Raw genomic sequence first — 20,031 nt, forward strand, 5'->3', positions numbered from 1 at the left:
GCGCGCGGTCTGCTCCGCAGACGCGACGCGGTGCCGCTACGCGGCACTTTCCCGGGTTGCTTCGCAACCCGGGTTGCTGGGCCACTCCGTGGCCCTGGGTCACGGTAGGCGCTCCGCGCCAACCGTGACGATCCGCCAAGGCGGATCACTTACCAGCCGCTCCGCGCCTGGTAAGTAGGCCCGCTGCGCGGGCAGCTGGCTACGAGTAGGGGTGTCTCGCGCGTCGTGATGTTACGGGTAGTCACTTCGCTCGTGCAGAACCTGCTTGATGACCGATCAGGTTAGAACGGTCACGAACACTTCCGAACCTCGCGTGCGTCAACTGCAAGAGTGGGATAGGTTCTGTTCTGACGATAGACCACATACCCAAGATCGGGATCTCTTCACGGTCTCGCCTGCCACCTCTTCTGGGGGTGCGTCAATTCGACGGCAGGATAAATGCTGGAGTGACGTCGCACCAGGTCTCTTGAGCTGAGTGAGAGGAAGTCATAATGCCGCCAATGGAATTGATGCCGCACCAGGCGGAAGCAGTTGATGGGATTCTGCGGACTCTCGCGAATCCGCCTGGCGGAGATATTCCTGTCGAGGGTCTTCGTGCGCAGGTAATTGCCGCAACGGGATCGGGAAAAACGCTGATCGGTGTGGAGGCCGCGCACCGGCTGTCTGCGCGGCGTGTGCTGGTGCTGGTGCCGACGCTGGATCTGCTGACGCAGATGGCGCGTGCCTGGCGGCTGGGCGGGCGAACCGGGGCGATGGTCGGGGTGTGCTCGCTGCGGGCGGAGGAGTCCGACGGGATCCCCTGCACCACGGACCCGGACGAACTCGCGGAGTGGGTGAACGGCCTGGACACCGTGACGGTGTTCGCGACGTACGCCTCGGTGGGGGTGCTTCAGCGGGCACACGGGGCCGGCCTTTCGGTTTGGAGCCTGATGATCATTGATGAGGCGCACAGGACCAGTGGTGATGCCGGGAAGCCGTGGGCTGCGGTGCATGACCAGGAGCGGATTCCGGCGGCGCGGCGGCTGTATATGACGGCGACGGCGCGGGTGTGGGAGGCCGAGGGTGGGGTGCCGAGGCTGATCGCGAGCATGGATCCGGGCAGCCCGGTGTTCGGGCCTGTGGCTTACAAGCTGAAGCTCTCAGAAGGTATCCGGCGGGGGATTATTGCCCCGTATCAGGTGCTGTGCCTGGACATTCGCGATCCGGATCTTCATGCCGCGCTCCTGGACGGGGGGCTCGGGTCGGGGGCGGCGCGCGGGGCCAGGATGGCGGCGATCCAGACCGGGCTGATGCGGGCCGCGGCCGAGGAGCGGATCCGGCGGGTGCTGTCTTTCCACTCGCGGGTCGGGGAGGCCGAGGCGATGGCGGCCGGGGTGCCGGCGGTCGCCGCCACGCTGGCCGAGGACGACCCGGAGGTGTACCCGCCGGCGGGCCGAGTGTGGGCGGACTGGCTCTACGGTGAGCACTCCCCCGCCCACCGCCGAAATGTCCTGGACGAATTCGCGTCCGATTTCATCGGCGGGACTTCTGATATCCCTGCCGCGCTGCGTGTTCTCAGCTCGGTAAAGGTACTCGGGGAAGGCGTGGACACGGCGGCATGCGACGCGGTGCTTTTCGCGGATGCGCGTGGGTCGATGGTCGACATCGTGCAAATGGTCGGGCGTGCGCTGCGGACCCGCCCCGGGCGGGGGAAGCTCGCGACTTTGATCGTGCCGGTATTTCTTGGGCCGGGCGAGAGTGGCGATGAAATGGTGACGTCGGACGCTTATAAGGCCCTCTCGAAGGTCCTCGGGGCCCTGCGGGCGCACGACACGGACACCATCGAGGCACTGGCCGATCCCCGTGTGCGCAGCGGGCGGGAGGACATCGACGGCCAGGACCAGGAGCACGACGGCGAGGGCGCCGACGGCGGGGACGTCCTGGGGGACGGGGACGGCGCGGTGGCGCTGAGCAGGGCGGCGGCCGGTGTGCTGCGGTTCAGCGAGGACCGCGACCCGGCGGTGCTGGCGCGGTTCGTGCGGCTGCGGGTCATCGACCCGGAGGGCGCCTACTGGCGGCGCGGGATCGAGGCGGCCACGCGGTGGCTGCGGGAGACCGGGAACAGTGCCCTGCGGGTGCCGTACACGGTCGTCACGCCGGAGGACTGGGGCGGGGTGGGCGGGTATCCGCTCGGGCAGTGGATCGCCGAGCAGCGGCGCGCGTATGCGGCCGGGACGCTGGAGGCCGGGCGGGTCGCCGAGCTGGAGAAGCTCGGGATGGTCTGGTCCGAGCAGGATGCGGCCTGGGCGGACGGGATCGCCGTCGCCAAGGAATACGCCGCGGTGCACGGCCACTTCCTCCCGCCGACCACCGCAGTCTGGGACGGGCATCCGATCGGGGTGTGGGCGAAGAACGCCCGTGCGTCGGCCCGCAGGGCGCGGGAGAACGAGGAGCTGCGCGCGGCCGGCCTCCTTGTCCCTTCGGCGGCCGGGGCGATGCCCGAGGCGCGGCGGGACGAGCTGGATGCGATCGACCCGGGGTGGTGCCCGGTGTGGGACACCGGGTGGCAGCGCTGCTACCGGCTCGTTCAGATCCACGTCCAGGCCGGCGGGACGCTCCCGGAGGCTGCGTCCGACGTCGTCGTCCAGGGCGAAGACCTCGGACGCTGGGTCACCGCGCAGCGGTTCGGGTGGGAGCAGCTGCTGCCCGTACAGCAGTGGATCCTGGAAAACACGCTCAAGCTCACCCCGGCCGAGGACAACGAGCGGCCGGTGAAGCAGACGCAGGACACCAAGTGGGCGGCCAACCTCGCGGCAGCACGGCAGTTCCACGCCCGTGAAGGACACCTTCGAGTGCCCCGCAAGCACGCTGAGCACCTGGAGACGGCAGAGGCGGTGCCGGGCCGTCAGAACGGCGCTGACGGGGTCGTGGTGGTCAAGCTCGGCACCTGGCTCGACAACGTCCGCAAACGCGCCGCGAAACTCCCCGAACAACGGCGCGCGGACCTGGATGTGCTCGGTATGCGCTGGTAGCCGACGTGGGGCGGCTCGGAAAAGTGGGCTTCCGCTACGGCGCCTCCGCGACTTGGCTGCGCATGCTTCGTGGTGTCTACTATGGACAGGTGGTCATCGCTGGCCACGACGAAGGGCCCAGGCCGGGGGCAACCGGTCCAGGCCCTCCTATCGCAGAGATGCAGCTACTGAGCCCGGCCGAACTTTTCGCGGCCGGGCTCATTGCTGAGCTCGGCATCGTCCGGGGTCATCTCCGTCTCGCTTCCGCTAGACGTTCTGCACCATCCATGCCACCGCCTTGATGATGACGGGCAGGACGGGCAGCCAGTCGAGGACCATCTGCCGGATCGACAGACGCTTCTCGCAGCGCCCAACCGGGCGCTTCATCTCTATATTCATTTGTGCCTCCTAGGCACCGAAGTTGCCCTGGGAATCCAGGGCTTCACCGATTCCGGTGAAGTAAGTGACGGGCCGTCGGGAACAGTCATAAGCATAGGCGATGGCCACACCCCCGGCGGGCCAGGGACCACAACTTCTGGGTGGCTGGAACAACCCAACCACTAGATCTTGGGTGTGGGTGCCCATTGGGCCCTCATGCGTGTCGCTCGGCACGTGGCTCGACAACGTCCGCAAGCGCGCCGCGGGAAACTCCCTGAACAGCGGCGTGCGAACCTGGATGCGCTCGGCATGCGCTGGTAGATGAGGTGCCACCTTCCCTACCCCGGTGGTGCCGAAGCAGGGGCGGTTTCATGCGTCCGAGACATCCCTGCGGCCCGAGCAGGTGACTCTTTTCCTCGCGTACGCGGGCGGGGATCTCGGCAAGTACACCCAACTGGTAAGGGAATAAAGGCATTTGATCGTGATGCGCCTGTTTTTTTCGTATTCTGCGGGTATGCGTCCATACATTGCGATCGAGATCGATGGTGTGCTCTCCCCGTACGGCAGGCCGCTGCCCGCCGGGCACGACCTGCACGATGTGACGTCGGCTGTCTGGCAGGAGTGGGCCGCGATGGTCTACCCGCGCCCGCGCGGTCTGCGGCTCGCCCTGGATGCCGAGGTCGGCCGGGCCGTTGCGGGTCTTCCGGCGGACCTGGTCCTGGTCTCCTCGTACACCCCGGCCGAGCTGGATCCGCTGCTCCCCGCCCTGGGATGGGAGACGCTGCCGCCCCTGGTGCCGCTGCAACACACCTCGACCGTCCACTACATGCGGGTGGAAGACCCCGGCCGGTCCCCCGACGCGGAGGCCGACCTGCACTGGCGGGCCGAGGAGATCGTCTCCTGGGCGCGCACCCACGACCGCCCGGTGGCATGGGTGCGTGCCAAGGACCATCACCGGGAGGAGATCCGCCGGACCACCGCCTACCTGCCGACGGTTGGCCCGGTGCTCGCGCACGCCGTCGACCCGGCCGCCGGGATCACCGTCGCCGACCTCCAGGCGCTGAGGGAGTGGGCGCGGGAGATGGAGGCACTGCCGGAGCCGGTACCGGTCGTGCCCCGCCGGTGCCGGGACTGCGGGGACCGGGGCACCACCGTGCTCACCGGCCGCCGTGTCGACCGGGTCCACAGCGCATGCGGCTCCTGCTGCGAGTGCTACTGCCCGGGGCCGGCCGACGACCAGTACCAGCCGTGCGGCGACCTGATGCAGCAGCAGTGCCCTTTCTGCCGCTGCTGCCGGGTGTGCGTGGGATGCCACTGCGGCGAGTAGGAGCAGGTCGGCCCCCGATACGGGTCTGCGTGCGGGATCGGTGCGGCCAGCAGGTCCGGGACGGCTCCCAGGAGTTCGCCGGGCACCGCCGGGCCGGTACCGGCCCGGCGGTGCTGTCGTTGACCGGGCATGAGTCGAAAGAAGCGCCCGCAGACCCGGATAAGCACGCGGCTCCGATGCAGCCGATGCCGCTGCTTCGCCCCGAAGGACCTCACGTCCAGGGCCGCTGAGAGCTGGAGCGGGAAGTGGGAGGGGGGCCGTCTCGCCCTGATCTTGTGTCCTGCCTGTCAGAGCCCGCTGGAGAACGCGGCCGCCGCGGCGAATGAGGCCGAGCTGAACGCTGGTACTGCCGATGGCGGAAAGTTCATGCCGGACCCGGTTCTCTGCATCACCGGCACCCTGGAAAACCCCGGGACGGTCCTGTACGGCCGTGACCACCTCCAGCGCATCAGCGCCGCAGGACAGGCGGAGAACCTGTGTCTCGTCTCCCAACTGCCCACCGAGACCCGGTGTGTGCCGATCCCGGGTGGCGTGATGGTCTATCTGCCCGGCCAACGGGCCGCCCCGTAGGCCCGCGCGCGGCCCCGCCGTCGCGCGAGTGGGACTGGCCGGCCGCCGATCCCCGAGGCGCTCCCGCCCGCCCCGCCCCACCCTCTCCATTTCGGCAGTTCGGGCGGCAGGGGGGTGCGCAGAGGGGATGTCAGCACCCCGACCACGCCTCTACAGGCATGGTGACCTGCACAAACCCACAACGCCCCGGAGAGAGGGCAACAGATAGTGCAATAGATGATGCAGTAGAAGGCGCAAGAGATGCCGCAACAGATCTCCGGGGCCGAACTAGAGCCCAGCCGACTCCTCGTTGGCGTGGCCGCCGGTTCCGAGGGTCCGCCGCGGGGACGGCGGTGCTGCCGGGCGTGTGCCGAGGACGCCTCGGGCGCGCAGCTCGTCGAGGTCGGACAGGCGCTCTCCGGGGAGAGTGTCGAGCAGGTCGGCCTGGGCGGCGCGGATGCTGGGCGCGGGAGCCTGGGGGCCGGAGCCAAGGGCACGGCGGACGGTCACGCCGGTCATCGTACGGGCAGCGCATCACCAGCCCGCCCCGGCCGCCGGGCTCCCGTGCAACGGGGTGCTGGTGTCTCCGCCTGGGCCTTGGCTGCGCGGAGTTCTGGCCCGCCGGTTGGCGGGCCAGGCCGTCAGAAAGGTGGTCTCAGTGATGGGCCCGGCGTACTGGCCATTCGCTGGCGCGCATCGGCACCTGTGGCGCTCGCTCACGATGGAGGCCAGGCGGACCCGGGAGAAGCGCCAGCAGCTCTTGCATCGCACCGCCCAGGGCGTGGTGGAGGAGCCGGGGAAGGGCTCGACCGGCTGGAAGCCGGCCGCCATCACGATGCTCATGGCACGTCGGTATCCCTTCTGTCCGCGCCACCACTTCCTCTCCTCCTCCTCGGCTTCCTTCTTGGCCTTCGCCTCCTCCTGCTCTCTCAGCCTGACCCGTCGGTAGGCATCGATCCAGATCCGGACCTGGCGCTCCCGGACCTGGCACGCGCGCAGGTAGGAGCGCAGCTGCTCGACGCTGGTCGGTAGCTGACGGCGGCGGATGATCCGGTTGGCCGTGCTCCGGGACAAGAACATGTACCGGCCTTTCTCGGCCTCGCGGGCGGCGCTGACCCGGTCCTCCATAACCTGCATGGACGGCCGGTCGTCCTCCTCCCACACCCGTGTCAGAGCTCTGCCGAGCTCGTCTGCGGAACTCACCATCCAGGCGGAGGGCGAGTCGGTCAGAGTGCGGCGCTGCCGTCCTGCGGGGCGACTGGCCTTGTTCCAGAGCCGGTCCGCGAGCTCAGGATCGAGCCCGAGCTTGCCGACGTATCCGTCGACGACCCTTCGGTCCGGAACCCGCCTGCCGGCCTCGGCCCGCTGGACGGTCGAGGAGGACACGTCGATCGCGTCGGCGGCCTGGCCCTGAGACAGGCCAGCCGTTCTGCGGCTGACGCGCAAGGCGCGAGCCAACTGGCCGACGGGGCTGTCGGGGTCCGGCACCTCGCGCAGGCGCCGGACCTTGCGCTGCTGCATCGCTCGCTCAGGCCGACGAGGGCGCCTGCAGAACCGCAGCAAGGGGACGCAGGACTGCGGTCAGCGCCCCGTCCTGGGAGATACGGACGACGACCGCGCCGACAAGGCCGGCCCCGCCGGTGAGAGCGAGGGCGTCGGCCGGGGCCACCCCCCTCAGGACCAGAACGGCGGCGACGACGATGAGGACCGTAATGACGGTCGCCCCCGGCAGGCACGGGCGCGGCGGCACGCCGCGAGTGATGATGGACATCGTGTGCTGTCTTTCGTTCGGGCCGACGGCATGCGCCGCCGGCCGGTTGGCTTCACCAAATTGCCGCGGAGCGTTGCCTCGCCCCTCGTTGCGGTGACGGAAATGCTGCCACTATGTGACCCGGCGTCACGACCGATCGGTGGTTTTCCTTCACACGCATCTCACCCTCAACATGCTCGTTCTTGGCGCCCGCAGGTGAGAACGGACAGCAATCCCTGGCCAAGGCATGACGGAATTTCAGGGCAGAGGAATCCTTGACCAGGGCATTCATCCGGTCGCTCATCAGTGCCTATCCGGCAAGGGGGCACCGATTACTGAATGATCATGTAAACACCCATGCGCAAACCAGTTTGGGTTGCCCGTATCCGCCGCGCGCGGGACGATCCTGGTACGCCCCTGCACCACTGGCTTCACCAAGTTGATCAGGGACATCGTGCAGCCAGGTTGCCTCCTGGCCCACAGCGAACGAGCCGACGGCCTCACGGCCGCCGGCTCGTTCGCATACTGGTGATTCTGCGCGGTCGGCGCCTCAGTGCCGTCCAACGCCGGGTGGGTCCTCCGGGAGGGAAGCCAGGCATCTCCGCACAGGCCACCGAGGCTGCTGGCTGAGCACCGGGGCCTCCATCCGGGGGACCGGTGACCGGCTTCAAGGTGATGACGTCGAAGACGCCGGCCTTCTCGAACGCGCGCATCCCCGTGCGCCACCGCAGCGTCAGCCGTCCCGTCGCTGAATGCCGTGCTGTCGCAGCAGGGCCTACCACCTGCACATTTGACCGCCTGTCACCAGCTGTCCACTCCTGCCATCATGAGGGCGCACCAGCCCCTGACCTGCCGGAGTACCGCTGTGACAGCACGTCGCCTCGCCCCGATCGCCACCGCCCTTCTCATCGCGGCCCTCGCCGGATGCAATCCCAGCGCGGCCAAATCCGAGTCGGACTCCAAGCCCTCGGCCCCCGCCGCCTCCCAGCCGGGCAAGGAGTCCCCAGCACCCGGCGCACCTGCGGGCGGCAGCGACCTGTCCCTGGCCGAGGCCATCGCCAAGATCCCGGCCGGTGCCGAGGACCGCACCGGGTACAAGCGCGATTCCTTCCACCTGTGGGTCGACGCGGACAAGGACGGCTGCGACACCAGGAAGGAAGTCCTGATCGCCGAGGCGGTCAAGGATCCCGAGCAGGGCGCCCGGTGCGCACTGAGCGGAGGCGAGTGGCTGAGCTACTACGACGAGGTCACCGTGACCGCGGCCACCAAGCTCGACATCGACCACGTCGTACCGCTCGCCGAAGCCTGGGACTCCGGAGCCTCGAAGTGGGACGCGAACCGGCGCGAGCAGTACGCCAACGACCTCACCGCCGACAGGTCATTGGTCGCCGTCACCGCGAAGACCAACAGGAGCAAGGCCGACCGGGATCCGGCTGAATGGCTCCCGCCGGCCGCGTCCGCACAGTGCACGTACGGTGCCGACTGGGTGGGCACCAAGCTGCGGTGGAAGCTCACCGCGGACGACAAGGAGCGCGCGGCCCTGGAGAAGCTGGCCAAGGACTGCGCGGACACCGTCGTGAAGTACGAGGTCGCCCCCTGATCATCAGTCAGGCACGGCACCCTCACCGTATCCGGACCACAGTGAGGATGCCGTGCCGGCCAGCCCCGGCCAGCACCTCCACCATCAGATCCGTCTCCACCCGCGTATACGGCTCCCCCTCCGCCCTCCGCTCCCCCACCACCACCGCCCCGTCCAGCACCTCACCGACACGGGCCGCGAGAACGGGCTCCAGACGTGCGGACACTCTGGCCGGACCGCCCTCGTCCCCCACCCCCAGAACCAGGTGATGCGGCCTGAGTGCCTGTTTTTGATCCCCGGTTTTGGTTAGCTTTGGGACCTAGGCTGGCTGGGTGTCCGAGGACGCCGGGGAGGCCGGGGAGCGAGCGTGCGGGGGCTGTGGTGAACGGCTGAGGCCGGACGCGCGGCCCGCTGCCGTGTACTGCTCCGCAGCGTGTCGTTCCAGGCAGTGGCGCCGTGACCGCCGGTTGCGCAAGCGGGTGGCCGCCGAGTTGAGCGGTGCCGGCCAGGCCGAGTGCCCCGAGTGCAGGGCGACTTGGGTGGCCGGGGTGGATCGGCGTTCGAACGCCGTCTACTGCTCGCGGCGGTGCGTCACGAGGGCCTGGCGGGCCCGGAAGGAAACGTTCGGCGAACGGTCACAGTGACCGCATCGCGAACGCATCCGGATTCCAACTCCGTTCAGAAACTGGTCAATTACTGTCGTTCGTTGTGATCGTCATATCTCCTGTCTGACTCTCGGGCGAGAGCGGGACGGGTCTCGCCGCAGCCGCTGGCCGCGCCCCGGCCCCGCGGTGGGTGGTGAATGCCATGCCCGAACAGATCAACGACGCCGACAAGGTCGGCAGTGTCAGCGCGAACCGGTACGCGGAGATCGTGGCCGAGCTGCGGAAGCTGGTGGAGACCGCCAGCCGGATCCAGTTCACGGTCGGCGACTACGCGCTCGAAGTCGAGCCGATGCGCGAGTCCGGCGGTCAGGAGCGAAGCGACTCGCTGTTCACGGTCAAGGAGTCGCTGTTCCGCCTGGCCGAGGACATCGGGCTGTCCTACGCGATGGTGGACAAGGCCCGGTGGACCGCGTCGAAGTGGCCGAAGGACCGGCGGGTGACGGGGGTGTCGTTCACGGTCCACCAGATCCTGGCGTCGATCGCCGACGACGAGGAACGGTTCACCACCGTCCTCAACCCGCCCGAGGGCAAGTCCCGCTGGACGCCGGACGAGGCGAACCGGCGGGTCAGCCGGCAGGTCGTCAAGCCCGTCACCCCGCAGGAGAAGGTCAGCGCGATTCACACGCTCGCCCAGGACGAGGAGGTCGCCGCCACCGTCACCAGTGATCTGCTCAGGCGTCCGGCGGTCGTCGCTCAGGTGAGGGACGAGGACAAGGTCCGGGCGGTGGAGGAACTGACCCGGGAGGACCAGGTCGCCGCCGCCGTCGCCCCGGACTTCCTGCGCCGCCCCGCGGTCGTCGCCCGCGTCGCCAAGGCGGATAAGGTGAAGGTCGTCGAGGAACTGACCCGTGACGAGCACGTCGCCGCCGAGGTAACCACCGGCCTGCTGCGCAGGCCGGACGTCGCCTTCCGGGCAATGTCGGACGACACCGCCCGCCACCAGGTCAACCACGCTCAGGTCGAACGCGGGCGGCAGGCCCGTGAGGACTCCGAGGAGACCAGTCCCGTCGCCCCGGCGATCCGCAGCATCGACCGATCGGTGGAGTTCCTGGACCTGGTCACCGCCTGCCACGCGTTCGTCGCGGCGTCCAGCCGCGTCGTCCCGGGCCTGCGCGACCGCCAGCTCGGCAACGACGAACGCACCATCGTGCACGAGAACGTCGCCCGGGTCCGGGCGACCCTGGACTGAATCGAGACCGCGGTAGACACCGGCAAGGTGGACGTCGACGGCGAGCTGGCCCGCCTGCTGCAAGGCAAATAGACGATGCCCCGCGCTTCCGAGCACAAATCACCCGCCGCCCAGCGACACACCGACACCGTCCGGTTCGTGCTCTTCGAGGCACGGCCAGCCGGTCTGACCTTCGCCCAGTTGGTCAGGTCCAGCGAGCTGTCGCCCCACCAGACCCGTTCGGGCCTGGCCTGCCTGCGGGACATCATCACCGAACGCGGCTGGCCGCCGCTGATCTGGACGCTGAAGGACGGCTACAAGTTCTGTGCCGACCCCGCCGAACTCCAAGCACACGAGGTCGCGATCATCCGCGGGAAGCTCACCGAGATCCGCCGGTTCATCACCGGGACCGTCGCCCCGCACGCCGCCCTCCAGCCCAAGGGCCGATGGATCAAACACCTCAACACCCAGCTCAGCTTGGTCGAGTCCACGCTCGACGTCATCGCCGACTTCACCGACGCCTGACCGGCGGGGCCGCCCGCGAAGCGGCCGGCCCCGCCCCGCCTGAGGGAGGGAACGTTGCCGCGCAGGCGCTGCTACCCCTCCGACACCTGGGACGACGAATGGGCCCTGATCGAACCACTACTGCCGGTCCCGGCCTGCGAGACCACGGTCGGCGGCCGTCCCGAAAAACACCCTCGCCGGGAGATCGTGGACGCCATCCGCTACGTCGTCGACACCGGATGCAAGTGGCGGGCACTGCCCAAGGACTTCCCGCCCTGGCGCACGTGTTACGGCTTCATGGCCCGCTGGGCAGCCGCCGGCGTCATCGGACAGATCCGTGACCAGCTCCGCAAACGAATCCGCCGCGAGATGGGCCGGGCCCCCGGAGCAGTCGCCACCGTCATCGACTCCCAGTCGATCAAGGCCGCCGACACCGTCGGCAAGGACTCCCGCGGCTACGACGCCGGCAAGAAAATCAACGGGCGCAAACGGCACCTGGTCGTGGACACCAAGGGCCTGCCGCTGTTCGTCATGGTCACCCCGGCCGACATGACCGACCGCAACGCGGCCAAGGAAGTGCTTTTCCGACTGCGGCTGATGCACCCCGAAATCACCATCGTCTGGGCCGACTCCGCATATGCCGGACAGCTCGTGACCTGGGCGAAGACCTACCTGAACCTGACGATCAAGACCGTCAGCCGCCCGAAGAACGTCCCCGGGTTCGTCGTTCTGCCCCGGCGCTGGGTCGTCGAACGCTCACACGCCTGGATCATGCACGCCCGCCGACACGCACGCGACTACGAACGCCTCATCCAGCACTCGGAATCACTCATCACCTGGGCCGCGATCACACTCATGACCAGGCGAATCACCCGCCGAAGCTCCCGCAGGAGCGGACAACCTGCCTCCCGCGAGGCTCACCGCGACTGATCGTCTCGGCACTGACGGTCAGCAGTGCCACCAAGACGCCACCGAGCCCCTGAACCGGCCTCATTGTCGCACCACCACGACAGCTCCACCGGCCAATCCGCAACAGCGAGGCCGGCCGCCAGCCGTCGACCAAGGGGTTCCCTCTCTCGTGAAGTGCTGCGGGCCTGCCGGGTAGTCAGCTGTAGTCGATGCCGGTGCCGACACTGCTGCCGGGGCCCTGCGCGGTGGCATCCCCGGTTCGTTCTGCCTTCGCCGACCCGATTCCCGCGCCGCCGGGGCGCCGCACACCGGTTGAAGCAGAGCAACACCGCGCGGCTTTGCGCCGCCGGTCAACCCCGTCAGGATCTCCACAATCGCATTGCTCTTTCAGCACCACAGATCCGCCTCGTTCAGCAGCTCCGGGCCACCGTCCATCATCAGATCGGCCAGGCGTCCTTGCGCCCGCCTTGCTCGCCACCGACGCCACCCGCCCCCGCCCGGCCGGTTCAGATCCCGCACCTTGCAAATCTGCTCCACGATGGCCTGGATCTGCGTCTCCTGCTTGGGCGTCCAGAAGGCCGCCACCTTTCGGTGGCGGCCTTCGTCGGTTTCCTCGGAGCCGGACCACGGCAGCAGTCGCTGCCGACATTGGTGCTGGTACTCAGGCTCCGGTGGTCGCGGCCCGGTCGCTGGCTGGCGCCCTGCCAGACCGTCCTCCGCTCAGGGCCGGTCGGTCAGAACGGTGCCTTCTTAGTCACGCGCGCCACGGTGTTGTCAGGCCAGACGGCGTCGCCCTCGCCCGGGGCGCCGGTGGACGCGGTGCCAGCGTTGGACGCGCGGTAGGTCCACCCCTTCGTCATCTTGAGGGTGACGTATTCGGTCTGGCAGTACGTGGCGGCCTTGCAGGCCTTGCCGCCGGTGACGAATGTCTTTCCGTTGTTACCGGAAAGCGCGATGGTGGGCCGGCTGATGGGTACAGCCCTGTCGCAGTGCTGCGTTGCGTAGGCCCTCACCTTGTTGCCGCCCTCAGTCCACATATAGACGTGGTTCTGACAGCCGATGGATTTGGACGTGCGCTTGTACTTGACGCCCTGGCCGTGGTATGTGGTGCCGGCGTGAGCGGATGTGGCAGTGACGACGAGACAGGTCAGTGCGACGGCACCCGTTCCGAGAAATCGTGCGAACCTTTTCATCCTGGCTTCCCCCATTCTGCATGGCGAGCAGCCGAACCATGTCCGGCTCGGCTTTCCTCACCAAGGTCACCGAGAGGCTACCCATAACGATCGCTTTCACAAAGGGAGTTGAGGAAGACATGAGGTCGCGGGTAAAAGCCCAACCTCACCACTCAGACCCTGACGTTCGAATTCTGAGCTGGGCAAACACCGAAGAGACATGTCATGCCCAGCTCAGAAACAGGTACTGAGCCGAGGGCCGGTAAACCCCAGCACCAGGGCGTCCACGGTGTCCGCGTGCCGTACCTTGACCCACCCCCCGCGTTGCCCCGACGGATAGCTCGCGCCGCCCCGCTTGCAGACGATTCCTTCGATGCCCTGCTCCCGCAGGGCGTCGTACCAGAGCACAGCGACGTCCCGGTCGTCGGTTGCCGGGACGGCCTGGATCGGCGGCCCGACATCGGCAAGCAGATCCAGGAGTAGGGCGCGGCGCTCGGTGTACGGGCGGCTTCGGCAGTCGCCGATCGCCGGGTCCGGGTGCTGCAACACGTCCCAGCAGATGTAGGAAGCCGGGTACCGGGCCGCCAGGGCGCGGGCCCGGGTCACGGACGACGCGGCCCTCGACTGCGCCGCGGCGAAGTCGAGCCGGCCGCCCCGCCAGATCGCCGCCTCGCCGTCCAGGACCGTGCCGGGGCGCAGTTCCATGCCGGCGACGGCCAGGTCCATCCAGTGCTGGGTGACGACTCTGCCCGAGCGGGCGTACAGCACGACGGACTCGTCGGTACGACGCAGCACAGTCCTGTGCCCGTCGAGCTTCGGCTCGTACCACCAGCCCGGACCCTCGGGCAGGACCGGAACCGCCTGGGCCAGCGCCACCTTGATCGGGAACTCCACGGAACCGATCCTGCGAGCCCGGCGCCCCCGAAGCGCGCCGGGCAGTCCGTACGGCCCTACCCGCCGGCCAGGCCCGTCTGCGGATTGCAGATCTGGCAGGGCTCGATGTCAGGCTCCGCCAAAGCGATCACCGCCTCCTCACGGTCGAGGAATCCGCCCTCGACCGGATACAGGGCGCAGTCCCCACGGTGCACCAGAGCCGCCGACGACGACCGCTGCGGCTGGATCTTCCACCGCAGCGCGGCATGCGCCTGCTCCTGACGCCGTCGCTCCCGCTGCTCCGCGACCTCCAGCTCCCGGATCCGGCCCCTGACCTGGCGGAGCTGCCACTCCAACCACTGCTCCAGCGCCCGGTTCTTGTCCAGGTCAGATATGCCACCGCCGGGCATGGCTACGCCTCGGCCGGCTCGTGTGCGTGCTTGAGTGCCATGCGGGCCTCGACACGGCCGCCCACGTCGACGGAATCCCAGAAAGGATGCGTGGACACGGTGATGCTGAGCTCCAGCAGCCGCGCGCGGAAACGGGCAACTTCCGCGGCCTGCTCCTCCGTGTACCCGGGAGAGTCCTCCTTGTGGGACCGGTATGAGGAGTGAAGCTGCTTGTCGCCTTCCCAGCCGGGCATCGGCTCGGCTGCCCACGGCAGGGTAGTGGCGTACTGCTCGTACGCGGTACGGGTCTGGTGGAGGGCGAGCTGGGCTGCGCGGAGATCTTCGGGGAAGGTGTACTTGAGCACACAGTAATGCTACGTCTGTTCGAATACTGGATGCCAGTGACGCGCCGGAACCCCACAAATCGGACACGACCAGGTCTGGGAGAAACCGCCCTCGCCAGCGCGGGAACGGGGGCGCCGCCGGGCGTGTGCCGAGGACGGTCGACCTCGGCCGGCCACAGGACGCGCTCGCCCTGACCGACGATCTGAACGAAGCGCTCGAAGGTCTTCCGCCGACCCGGGTCGCACCCACCCGGATCAACGCCGCACGCGCCCAGCTGGCCGTGCTCGTGGTCGGCCCGACCACGCCCCGCGCCGCCCGCCACGGTGTGACTGAGGGCCCGTCCGTGTGGACGGGCCCTCAGTCATGCGCAGGCCGAGGCCGATAGGTCCTGCTGCTGCACGTCCGGGCTTCGGCCAGGAGCTCGATCACCGCCCCTTGACCGCACGGCTCGTCCGTGGCCGATCCCACACCGTCTGACGCCGGTTCTCGCCAACAACCGCCAACAACCGACTCCATCGCGCGTACCTACGAACCGCTCCCCCGAGCCGGCACGACTGAGCACCACGTCACCGACGCCCTTCAACACGAACAGCCACCACCACTGCCCCCGGCCACCGGCCGGGGGCTTCGTGCTTTTTGGAGGAAATCGCCGTGCCCACCTACGAGGCCCTGCCCCGCTTCACCACCGACCTCCACCACCTCACCCCCGACCAGCGCCACGCGTTCCGCCGCACCGTGACGCGGGCCTTCGTGCCCGACCTCCGCTCCGGCCGCTTCCGTGCCGGCCTGCGCATCAAGCGCGTCCGCTGCGCACCCGGCGTCTACGAGCTCACCTGGTCCGGCGGCGGCCGGGCGACCTGGTCGTACGGGACGGAACGGATACGCGGCGCTCACATCGTCTGGCGCCGTATCGGCGGGCACGACATCTTCACCAGCCCGTGAACGGATCAGGTACTCAGGCGGCAGGAGCGCCAGCGGTGGCCGGTGCGGCTGATCAGTCCGCGGGCTTCGAGGCGGCCGAGCTGGTAGGCGACGGAGCTGGTGCTGGACAGGCCGACCCGGGCGCCGATCTGCCGGACAGTAGGGCTCTCACCGGTCTCGGCGATCCAGTCCCGGATCGCGGACAGGATCGCCTCCTGCCGGGAGGACAGGGCATCGGGCCGGGTCATGCCGCGCGCGTCCCGCGCTGCTCCTGGCGGTGAGCGAGCCGACGCAGCTCGACCCGGGCGGCGGGTGTGCCGGGCAGAGTGGACCAGAACGGATGCCACAGCAGGTAGGCGGACAGGTCCAGGAGGCGGCGGCGCAGGGCGGTGGTGTGGCGGGGGCGGGGTTCGGCGAGCTGCCGGTAGGTGGCGAGCCAGTCGCGCTGGGCCCGGACCAGGTCGTCGGGGAAGGGATACGTCATACCCTTAATTAGAGCACTTGTTCGATTTCTGGTGCGACTCGATCCGGGGCAGTCCGCTCGAAAGGATGTGTGCTGGAGCGCGATAGCTGTCACCTGAGCTCGGTACCTGACACAAGCGAATGGGCTCAACTGAGTGCGACTGTGCGAAGCGTGCGCCCGACGCGGTTCAGGGCTGGTTCTCGATGGTGATGCGCTCGGCGGTAGCGAGTTGCTGGGCGTCCGCGCGGTCGGTGAGGTGGCCGAGGATGACCAGGCTCGGGGAGTGCTGGCCGTCGCGGTAGAAGAGGGCCAGGTTGCCCCAAGGGGTGTAGTAGGCGAGGTCGCCAGTTTTGGGGTGGGAGGCGTCTGGCGCGCCGCTGGTGTCGAGTTTGCGGGGCGGGTAAGCGACCCGTTCGGTCTGGTGGAAGTCTTCCGTCTCCAGGGTGAGCGGGAGCAGGGTGGCCAGATCGCGGGCGGCGGCGCTGTCGTTCAAGGTGGCTTCGAAGCTGCCGTTTTCGGTGGTCAGGCGGATGTTCACGGCGTGCTCGCTTTCGGATGGGGAGGCTGGTGAGTCTCTCGGGGTAGGCGCGGATGCGGTTTCCGCGGGGCTGGTGTCGTCGTGGGCCGGGCCGGTGGTGCAGCCGGCTGCTGTCAGGACGGCGAGGGCTGTCGCCCAGGGGATGTAGGCGCGTGGCCGACTGAGGGGCATCAGGTGTCCATGGGCGAGGCGTAGTGGCGGAAGGCGCCGCGCTGGTGGTGCAGGTTCCACAGGGTGTCGGCGAGGAGGGCCGGGTCGGTGTGTTCGTCGCCGGGGGCGATTGCGCCGGGGATGATCAGCTGGGCGACGTGGATGTTCTCGGGGGCGAGGGCGCCGTGCAGCATGGTGGCGTAGGCGCTTTCGGCGGCGAAGGCGATCGATGTGCCGGCCCGTTCGGGGTGGGGGTGGACCGCGCTGCCGCCGTTGACGAACAGCACCGTGCCCCGGCCGAGTTCCCGCATGCCGGGCAGAGCCTGTTCCACGGCGGTCATCGGGCCGAACAGGGAGAAGGCCAGGGGACTGTACAAATCCTCAGAGTGGGTGCTGAGGATGGGCTTCATGAAGTCCTGGTGCGGGACCGGACTGTACTGCAGGACCTCGATGGGCCACAGCGTGGCGGTCGCGGCATCGAGGGCTGCGGTGAGTGCCTGGTCGTCGCGTACGTCGGCGGCGAAGCCGCGGGCGTGGATGCCGTCCTTGTGCAGTGCGGCGGCCAAGGCGTCGAGGTGGTCCTGGCTGCGGGAGATGAGGGCGATGTCGAAGCCTTCGCGGCCGAAGCGGCGGGCGACGGCTGCGCCCAGGCCGGGGCCGGCGCCGATGAGAGCGAAGGTGGTCATGGTGGGCTCCTGGGAGAAATTCGAGTCGGACGGGGAGACGGGCGGCGGATTCAGGCTGCGGACAGTCGTGGCGGCGGCGGGGAGGGTGGCCGCGCCGCGTGCGGGCTCTGCGGCCTTGCGGTCGATCGGGGGGCCTGTGGGCGTGGTTACCAGGCGTATGCCTCGGGGGCTTCGCCGCCGGGGCCGGGCCAGATCTCGTCGAGCCTGTCCAGCGTTTCGGCGGACAGGGTGATGTCCAGGGCGCCTGTGCTGGTGGCGAGTTGGTCGGCGGTGCGGGGGCCGATGATGGTGGCGGTGAGGACCGGGTTGTGCAGGAGCCAGGCCAGGGCGACGTCGGCGGGCTGCTCGCCGAGGTCGGCGCACAGCTTCTCGTACGCCTCCAGCTGCGGCCGGTACCGCTCGATGGTCCGCTGCATGTGCGGGGTGGTCCGGCGGCCGTCTTCGAGCTTCTTGAGGACGCCTCCGAGCAGGCCGCCTGCCAAGGGGCTCCACGGGATCAGGCCGATGCCGTAGTGGCGCAGGGCGGGGATGACTTCGAGTTCGATGGTGCGGGCGGTGAGGTTGTAGAGGCTCTGCTCGGAGACCAGGCCCATGAAGTTGCGGGCGCGAGCCTCGCTCTGGGCCGTGGCGATCTGCCAGCCGGCGAAGTTGCTGCTGCCGATGTAGGTGACCTTGCCCTCGCGCACGAGCTGTTCCATCGCCTGCCAGATCTCCTCCCACAGAGTCGACCGGTCAATGTGGTGCATCTGGTAGAGGTCGATGTGGTCGGTCTGGAGCCGGCGCAGGCTGGCCTCCGCAGACCGGCGGATCTTGTAGGCGGACAGGTACTTGTCGTTCGGCCCGAGGCCCATCGGCTGGTACAGCTTGGTCGCCAGCACGATCTTGTCGCGCCGGCCGCCGCCCTGGGCGAGCCAGCGGCCGATGATCTCCTCGGACAGGCCATAGCCCTGCTCCATGTCGGGGGTCTGCGGGCCGCCGTAGACGTCTGCGGTGTCGAACAGGTTGATGCCCGCGTCGACCGCCGCGTCCATGAGCTTGAAGCTTTCGGCTTCGTCGGTCGCGTCGCCGAAGTTCATGGTGCCCAGCGCGAGACGGCCGACCTTGAGCCCACTGCGGCCCAGGTGCGTGTACTGCATGATCATCAGTCTTTCTTCAGGGGTCGGGACGGATACGTACCCGTCTTGTGAGGGACGGGCAGGTCAGAGGTGTGCGGTCGCTCGGTCGAGCGGTTCGTTCCGGGCGATCTCGCGTCCGGGCGTCTGGGTGCGGCGGCGGATCGTCACGGCGTAGACCGCGGCCGCGAGGCTGGTAGCGGCGACGGCGACCAGGCCGAGGGGCACGGCTGTGCCGGCGCCGCCGAGGCCGACGAGCGGTGCGGCGAGCCCGCCGAAGGCGAACTGGGCGAGGCCCAGGAGCGAGGAAGCGGTGCCGGCGATGTCGGGGTAGCCCGCCAGGGCCAGGGAGGTGGCCGGGGGCGTCGTCGTGGCCGCGCCGCTGACCAGGACGAACAGGGAGACGATCACGGCGGGCAGCGGCAGCTGGGCGAGCGCGGTGACCAGCACGCCGGCCGCGCCGGCCAGGGACATCGTCAGGCCGATGGCCAAGGTGCCCTTCTCCGACCAGCGGCCGGAGAGGCGGCCCGCGGCGAAGCCGAAGATCATGAAGCCGAGGGAGTTGAGGCCGAAGGCGTAGGAGTAGCCCTGCGGGGACAGGCCGTAGATGCCCTGGAGGACGTAGGTGGCGCCGCTGAGGTAGGCGAACAGGGCGGCGTACACGAAGCCGATGACGAGGACCGCGCCGAGGAAGACCCGGTCGGACAGCAGGCGGCGGAAGTCGCGCCCGGTCTGCCGGAACTCGCCGGAAGCCCGCTCGTGCCGGGGCAGCGTCTCGCGGAAGACGACCAGAACGGCGACGAGGATGGCCGCGCCGGCGGCCGAAAGGAACAGGAACAGGCCGCGCCAGTCGGTGACGGCGGCGAGTTGCCCGCCAAGGACCGGCCCGATGATCGCGGCGAGCCCGCCTATGACGGTCAGACGGCTGTAGTACCGCACCAGCTTCTTGCCGGAGTACAGGTCACGGCCCGCAGCTTGGGCGATCACGATGCCGACCGCTCCGGCGAGGCCCTGGAGGAAGCGGGCGGCAATCAGCGTCTCCACGCTGGGGCTCAGGGCGCACAGGACCGCGGTGACGATGTACGCGGCGACGCCGATCAGCAGCGGGCGACGGCGGCCGAGCCGGTCCGACAGCGGCCCCGCGACGACCTGGCCGAGCGCGAGGCCAAGCAGGCAGGCCGTGACCGTCAGCTGCGCGGTCGAGGTCGCCGCGTCCAGGTCTGTGGTCAGGGCAGGCAGGACCGGGAGGTACAGGTCCATCGAGATCGGCCCGAAGACGGTCAGCAGCGCCAGGACGACAGCCAGGGCACGGCCGACCTGCCGCTCACGCGACGCTTCGGTGATCTGGGGGGTGCTCACAAGACTCCTATGCGATGAGGACGAGGAAGAGGGGCTGCAGGCGGCGGCCTGCAGGCGGCGGCCGGTGGGGCGCTGCCGGAACTTCACCGCTTCCAGGCAACCGCTTTTCGCCCGGTGCAGGGAGTTTCTGTGGAGGGATGTACCAGCAGTACATGCCTGTCGCAGACGACACGGCCTTCGGCCTTCTCGGGCATGGCCGCACCG

At 69.0% G+C, this 20,031-nt stretch carries 22 protein-coding genes and 1 pseudogene; 8 read left to right on the forward strand and 15 right to left on the reverse strand.

The window, feature by feature from the left end; translation table 11 throughout:
- The first annotated feature begins 509 nt into the window (after nt 1-509).
- The 3 genes from ACGF8B_RS39085 (at nt 510) to ACGF8B_RS39095 (ending at nt 5,265) form a co-directional block, all read left to right on the forward strand.
- Entirely contained in the window at nt 510-3,011 is a 2,502-nt protein-coding gene (locus ACGF8B_RS39085; RefSeq protein WP_392747498.1) for a Helicase associated domain protein, read from the forward strand.
- A gap of 871 nt (nt 3,012-3,882) precedes the next feature.
- Entirely contained in the window at nt 3,883-4,695 is an 813-nt protein-coding gene (locus ACGF8B_RS39090) for a hypothetical protein (protein ID WP_392747356.1), read from the forward strand.
- A 366-nt stretch (nt 4,696-5,061) separates the two neighbouring features.
- A complete protein-coding gene (locus tag ACGF8B_RS39095; protein WP_392747358.1) occupies nt 5,062-5,265 on the forward strand; it encodes a hypothetical protein in 204 nt (67 codons plus the stop codon).
- Nucleotides 5,266-5,532: 267 nt separating this feature from the next.
- Here ACGF8B_RS39095 and ACGF8B_RS39100 read toward each other — a convergent pair whose 3' ends face one another.
- The 3 genes from ACGF8B_RS39100 to ACGF8B_RS39110 are packed head-to-tail and all read right to left on the reverse strand — an operon-like array spanning nt 5,533 to nt 7,015.
- Nucleotides 5,533-5,754, reverse strand: a complete 222-nt coding sequence (locus ACGF8B_RS39100; protein ID WP_392747359.1) for a hypothetical protein — start codon at nt 5,752-5,754, stop codon at nt 5,533-5,535.
- A gap of 24 nt (nt 5,755-5,778) precedes the next feature.
- Entirely contained in the window at nt 5,779-6,765 is a 987-nt protein-coding gene (locus ACGF8B_RS39105) for a helix-turn-helix domain-containing protein (RefSeq protein ID WP_392747361.1), read from the reverse strand.
- A gap of 7 nt (nt 6,766-6,772) precedes the next feature.
- A complete protein-coding gene (locus ACGF8B_RS39110) occupies nt 6,773-7,015 on the reverse strand; it encodes a hypothetical protein (RefSeq protein ID WP_392747362.1) in 243 nt (80 codons plus the stop codon).
- An 844-nt stretch (nt 7,016-7,859) separates the two neighbouring features.
- Between ACGF8B_RS39110 and ACGF8B_RS39115 the strand changes: the two genes are divergently transcribed.
- On the forward strand, nt 7,860-8,594 hold the full coding sequence (locus tag ACGF8B_RS39115) for an HNH endonuclease family protein (protein WP_392747364.1): 735 nt from the start codon (nt 7,860-7,862) through the stop codon (nt 8,592-8,594).
- Nucleotides 8,595-8,616: 22 nt separating this feature from the next.
- Here ACGF8B_RS39115 and ACGF8B_RS39120 read toward each other — a convergent pair whose 3' ends face one another.
- The gene (locus tag ACGF8B_RS39120; protein ID WP_392747365.1) at nt 8,617-8,799 is read right to left on the reverse strand and encodes a hypothetical protein; all 183 of its coding nucleotides are present in this window, start codon (nt 8,797-8,799) and stop codon (nt 8,617-8,619) included.
- A 581-nt stretch (nt 8,800-9,380) separates the two neighbouring features.
- Between ACGF8B_RS39120 and ACGF8B_RS39125 the strand changes: the two are divergent.
- The 3 genes and pseudogenes from ACGF8B_RS39125 to ACGF8B_RS39135 all read left to right on the forward strand — a co-directional run bounded on the left by ACGF8B_RS39125 (nt 9,381) and on the right by ACGF8B_RS39135 (nt 11,840).
- Nucleotides 9,381-10,499 (forward strand): annotated as a pseudogene (locus ACGF8B_RS39125) (DUF6192 family protein).
- Between the two features lie 3 nt (nt 10,500-10,502).
- Nucleotides 10,503-10,931: a RacP protein gene (locus tag ACGF8B_RS39130; protein WP_392747366.1), complete on the forward strand. Its 429-nt coding sequence runs from the start codon at nt 10,503-10,505 to the stop codon at nt 10,929-10,931.
- Nucleotides 10,932-10,985: 54 nt separating this feature from the next.
- Complete coding sequence (locus ACGF8B_RS39135; protein WP_392747367.1) at nt 10,986-11,840, forward strand: IS5 family transposase; 855 nt, start codon at nt 10,986-10,988, stop codon at nt 11,838-11,840.
- A gap of 366 nt (nt 11,841-12,206) precedes the next feature.
- On the opposite strand, the gene ACGF8B_RS39140 is transcribed toward ACGF8B_RS39135, so the two are convergent.
- The 5 genes from ACGF8B_RS39140 to ACGF8B_RS39160 form a co-directional block, all read right to left on the reverse strand.
- Nucleotides 12,207-12,404, reverse strand: a complete 198-nt coding sequence (locus tag ACGF8B_RS39140; protein WP_392747368.1) for a hypothetical protein — start codon at nt 12,402-12,404, stop codon at nt 12,207-12,209.
- Nucleotides 12,405-12,553: 149 nt separating this feature from the next.
- Entirely contained in the window at nt 12,554-13,012 is a 459-nt protein-coding gene (locus ACGF8B_RS39145; protein WP_392747369.1) for a hypothetical protein, read from the reverse strand.
- Between the two features lie 213 nt (nt 13,013-13,225).
- Nucleotides 13,226-13,885, reverse strand: coding sequence for a DNA ligase (locus ACGF8B_RS39150; RefSeq protein WP_392747370.1), 660 nt, complete (start codon nt 13,883-13,885; stop codon nt 13,226-13,228).
- 56 nt (nt 13,886-13,941) lie between these two features.
- A complete protein-coding gene (locus tag ACGF8B_RS39155) occupies nt 13,942-14,274 on the reverse strand; it encodes a DUF6233 domain-containing protein (RefSeq protein ID WP_392747371.1) in 333 nt (110 codons plus the stop codon).
- Between the two features lie 2 nt (nt 14,275-14,276).
- Nucleotides 14,277-14,618 (reverse strand): hypothetical protein, encoded by a 342-nt coding sequence (locus tag ACGF8B_RS39160; RefSeq protein WP_392747372.1) that lies wholly within the window; start codon nt 14,616-14,618, stop codon nt 14,277-14,279.
- Nucleotides 14,619-15,249: 631 nt separating this feature from the next.
- On the opposite strand from ACGF8B_RS39160, the gene ACGF8B_RS39165 reads away from it, so the two are divergent.
- On the forward strand, nt 15,250-15,540 hold the full coding sequence (locus tag ACGF8B_RS39165; RefSeq protein WP_392747373.1) for a hypothetical protein: 291 nt from the start codon (nt 15,250-15,252) through the stop codon (nt 15,538-15,540).
- A gap of 5 nt (nt 15,541-15,545) precedes the next feature.
- Here the strand turns inward: ACGF8B_RS39165 and ACGF8B_RS39170 are convergent, their stop codons facing one another.
- The 6 genes from ACGF8B_RS39170 to ACGF8B_RS39195 form a co-directional block, all read right to left on the reverse strand.
- Nucleotides 15,546-15,767 (reverse strand): LexA family protein, encoded by a 222-nt coding sequence (locus ACGF8B_RS39170; protein WP_392747375.1) that lies wholly within the window; start codon nt 15,765-15,767, stop codon nt 15,546-15,548.
- Complete coding sequence (locus tag ACGF8B_RS39175) at nt 15,764-16,003, reverse strand: hypothetical protein (RefSeq protein ID WP_392747376.1); 240 nt, start codon at nt 16,001-16,003, stop codon at nt 15,764-15,766. Before ACGF8B_RS39175 ends, ACGF8B_RS39170 begins: the two co-directional genes overlap by 4 nt.
- Nucleotides 16,004-16,169: 166 nt before the next feature.
- Entirely contained in the window at nt 16,170-16,520 is a 351-nt protein-coding gene (locus ACGF8B_RS39180) for a cyclophilin-like fold protein (RefSeq protein WP_392747378.1), read from the reverse strand.
- A gap of 170 nt (nt 16,521-16,690) precedes the next feature.
- On the reverse strand, nt 16,691-17,356 hold the full coding sequence (locus tag ACGF8B_RS39185) for an SDR family NAD(P)-dependent oxidoreductase (RefSeq protein ID WP_392747379.1): 666 nt from the start codon (nt 17,354-17,356) through the stop codon (nt 16,691-16,693).
- Nucleotides 17,357-17,502: 146 nt separating this feature from the next.
- Nucleotides 17,503-18,492 (reverse strand): aldo/keto reductase, encoded by a 990-nt coding sequence (locus tag ACGF8B_RS39190; RefSeq protein ID WP_392747380.1) that lies wholly within the window; start codon nt 18,490-18,492, stop codon nt 17,503-17,505.
- A 63-nt stretch (nt 18,493-18,555) separates the two neighbouring features.
- A complete protein-coding gene (locus ACGF8B_RS39195) occupies nt 18,556-19,827 on the reverse strand; it encodes a multidrug effflux MFS transporter (RefSeq protein ID WP_392747382.1) in 1,272 nt (423 codons plus the stop codon).
- Nucleotides 19,828-20,031: the final 204 nt, after the last annotated feature.

The organism is Streptomyces sp. NPDC047917 (assembly GCF_043204345.1).
GTDB lineage: Bacteria > Actinomycetota > Actinomycetes > Streptomycetales > Streptomycetaceae > Streptomyces > Streptomyces sanglieri.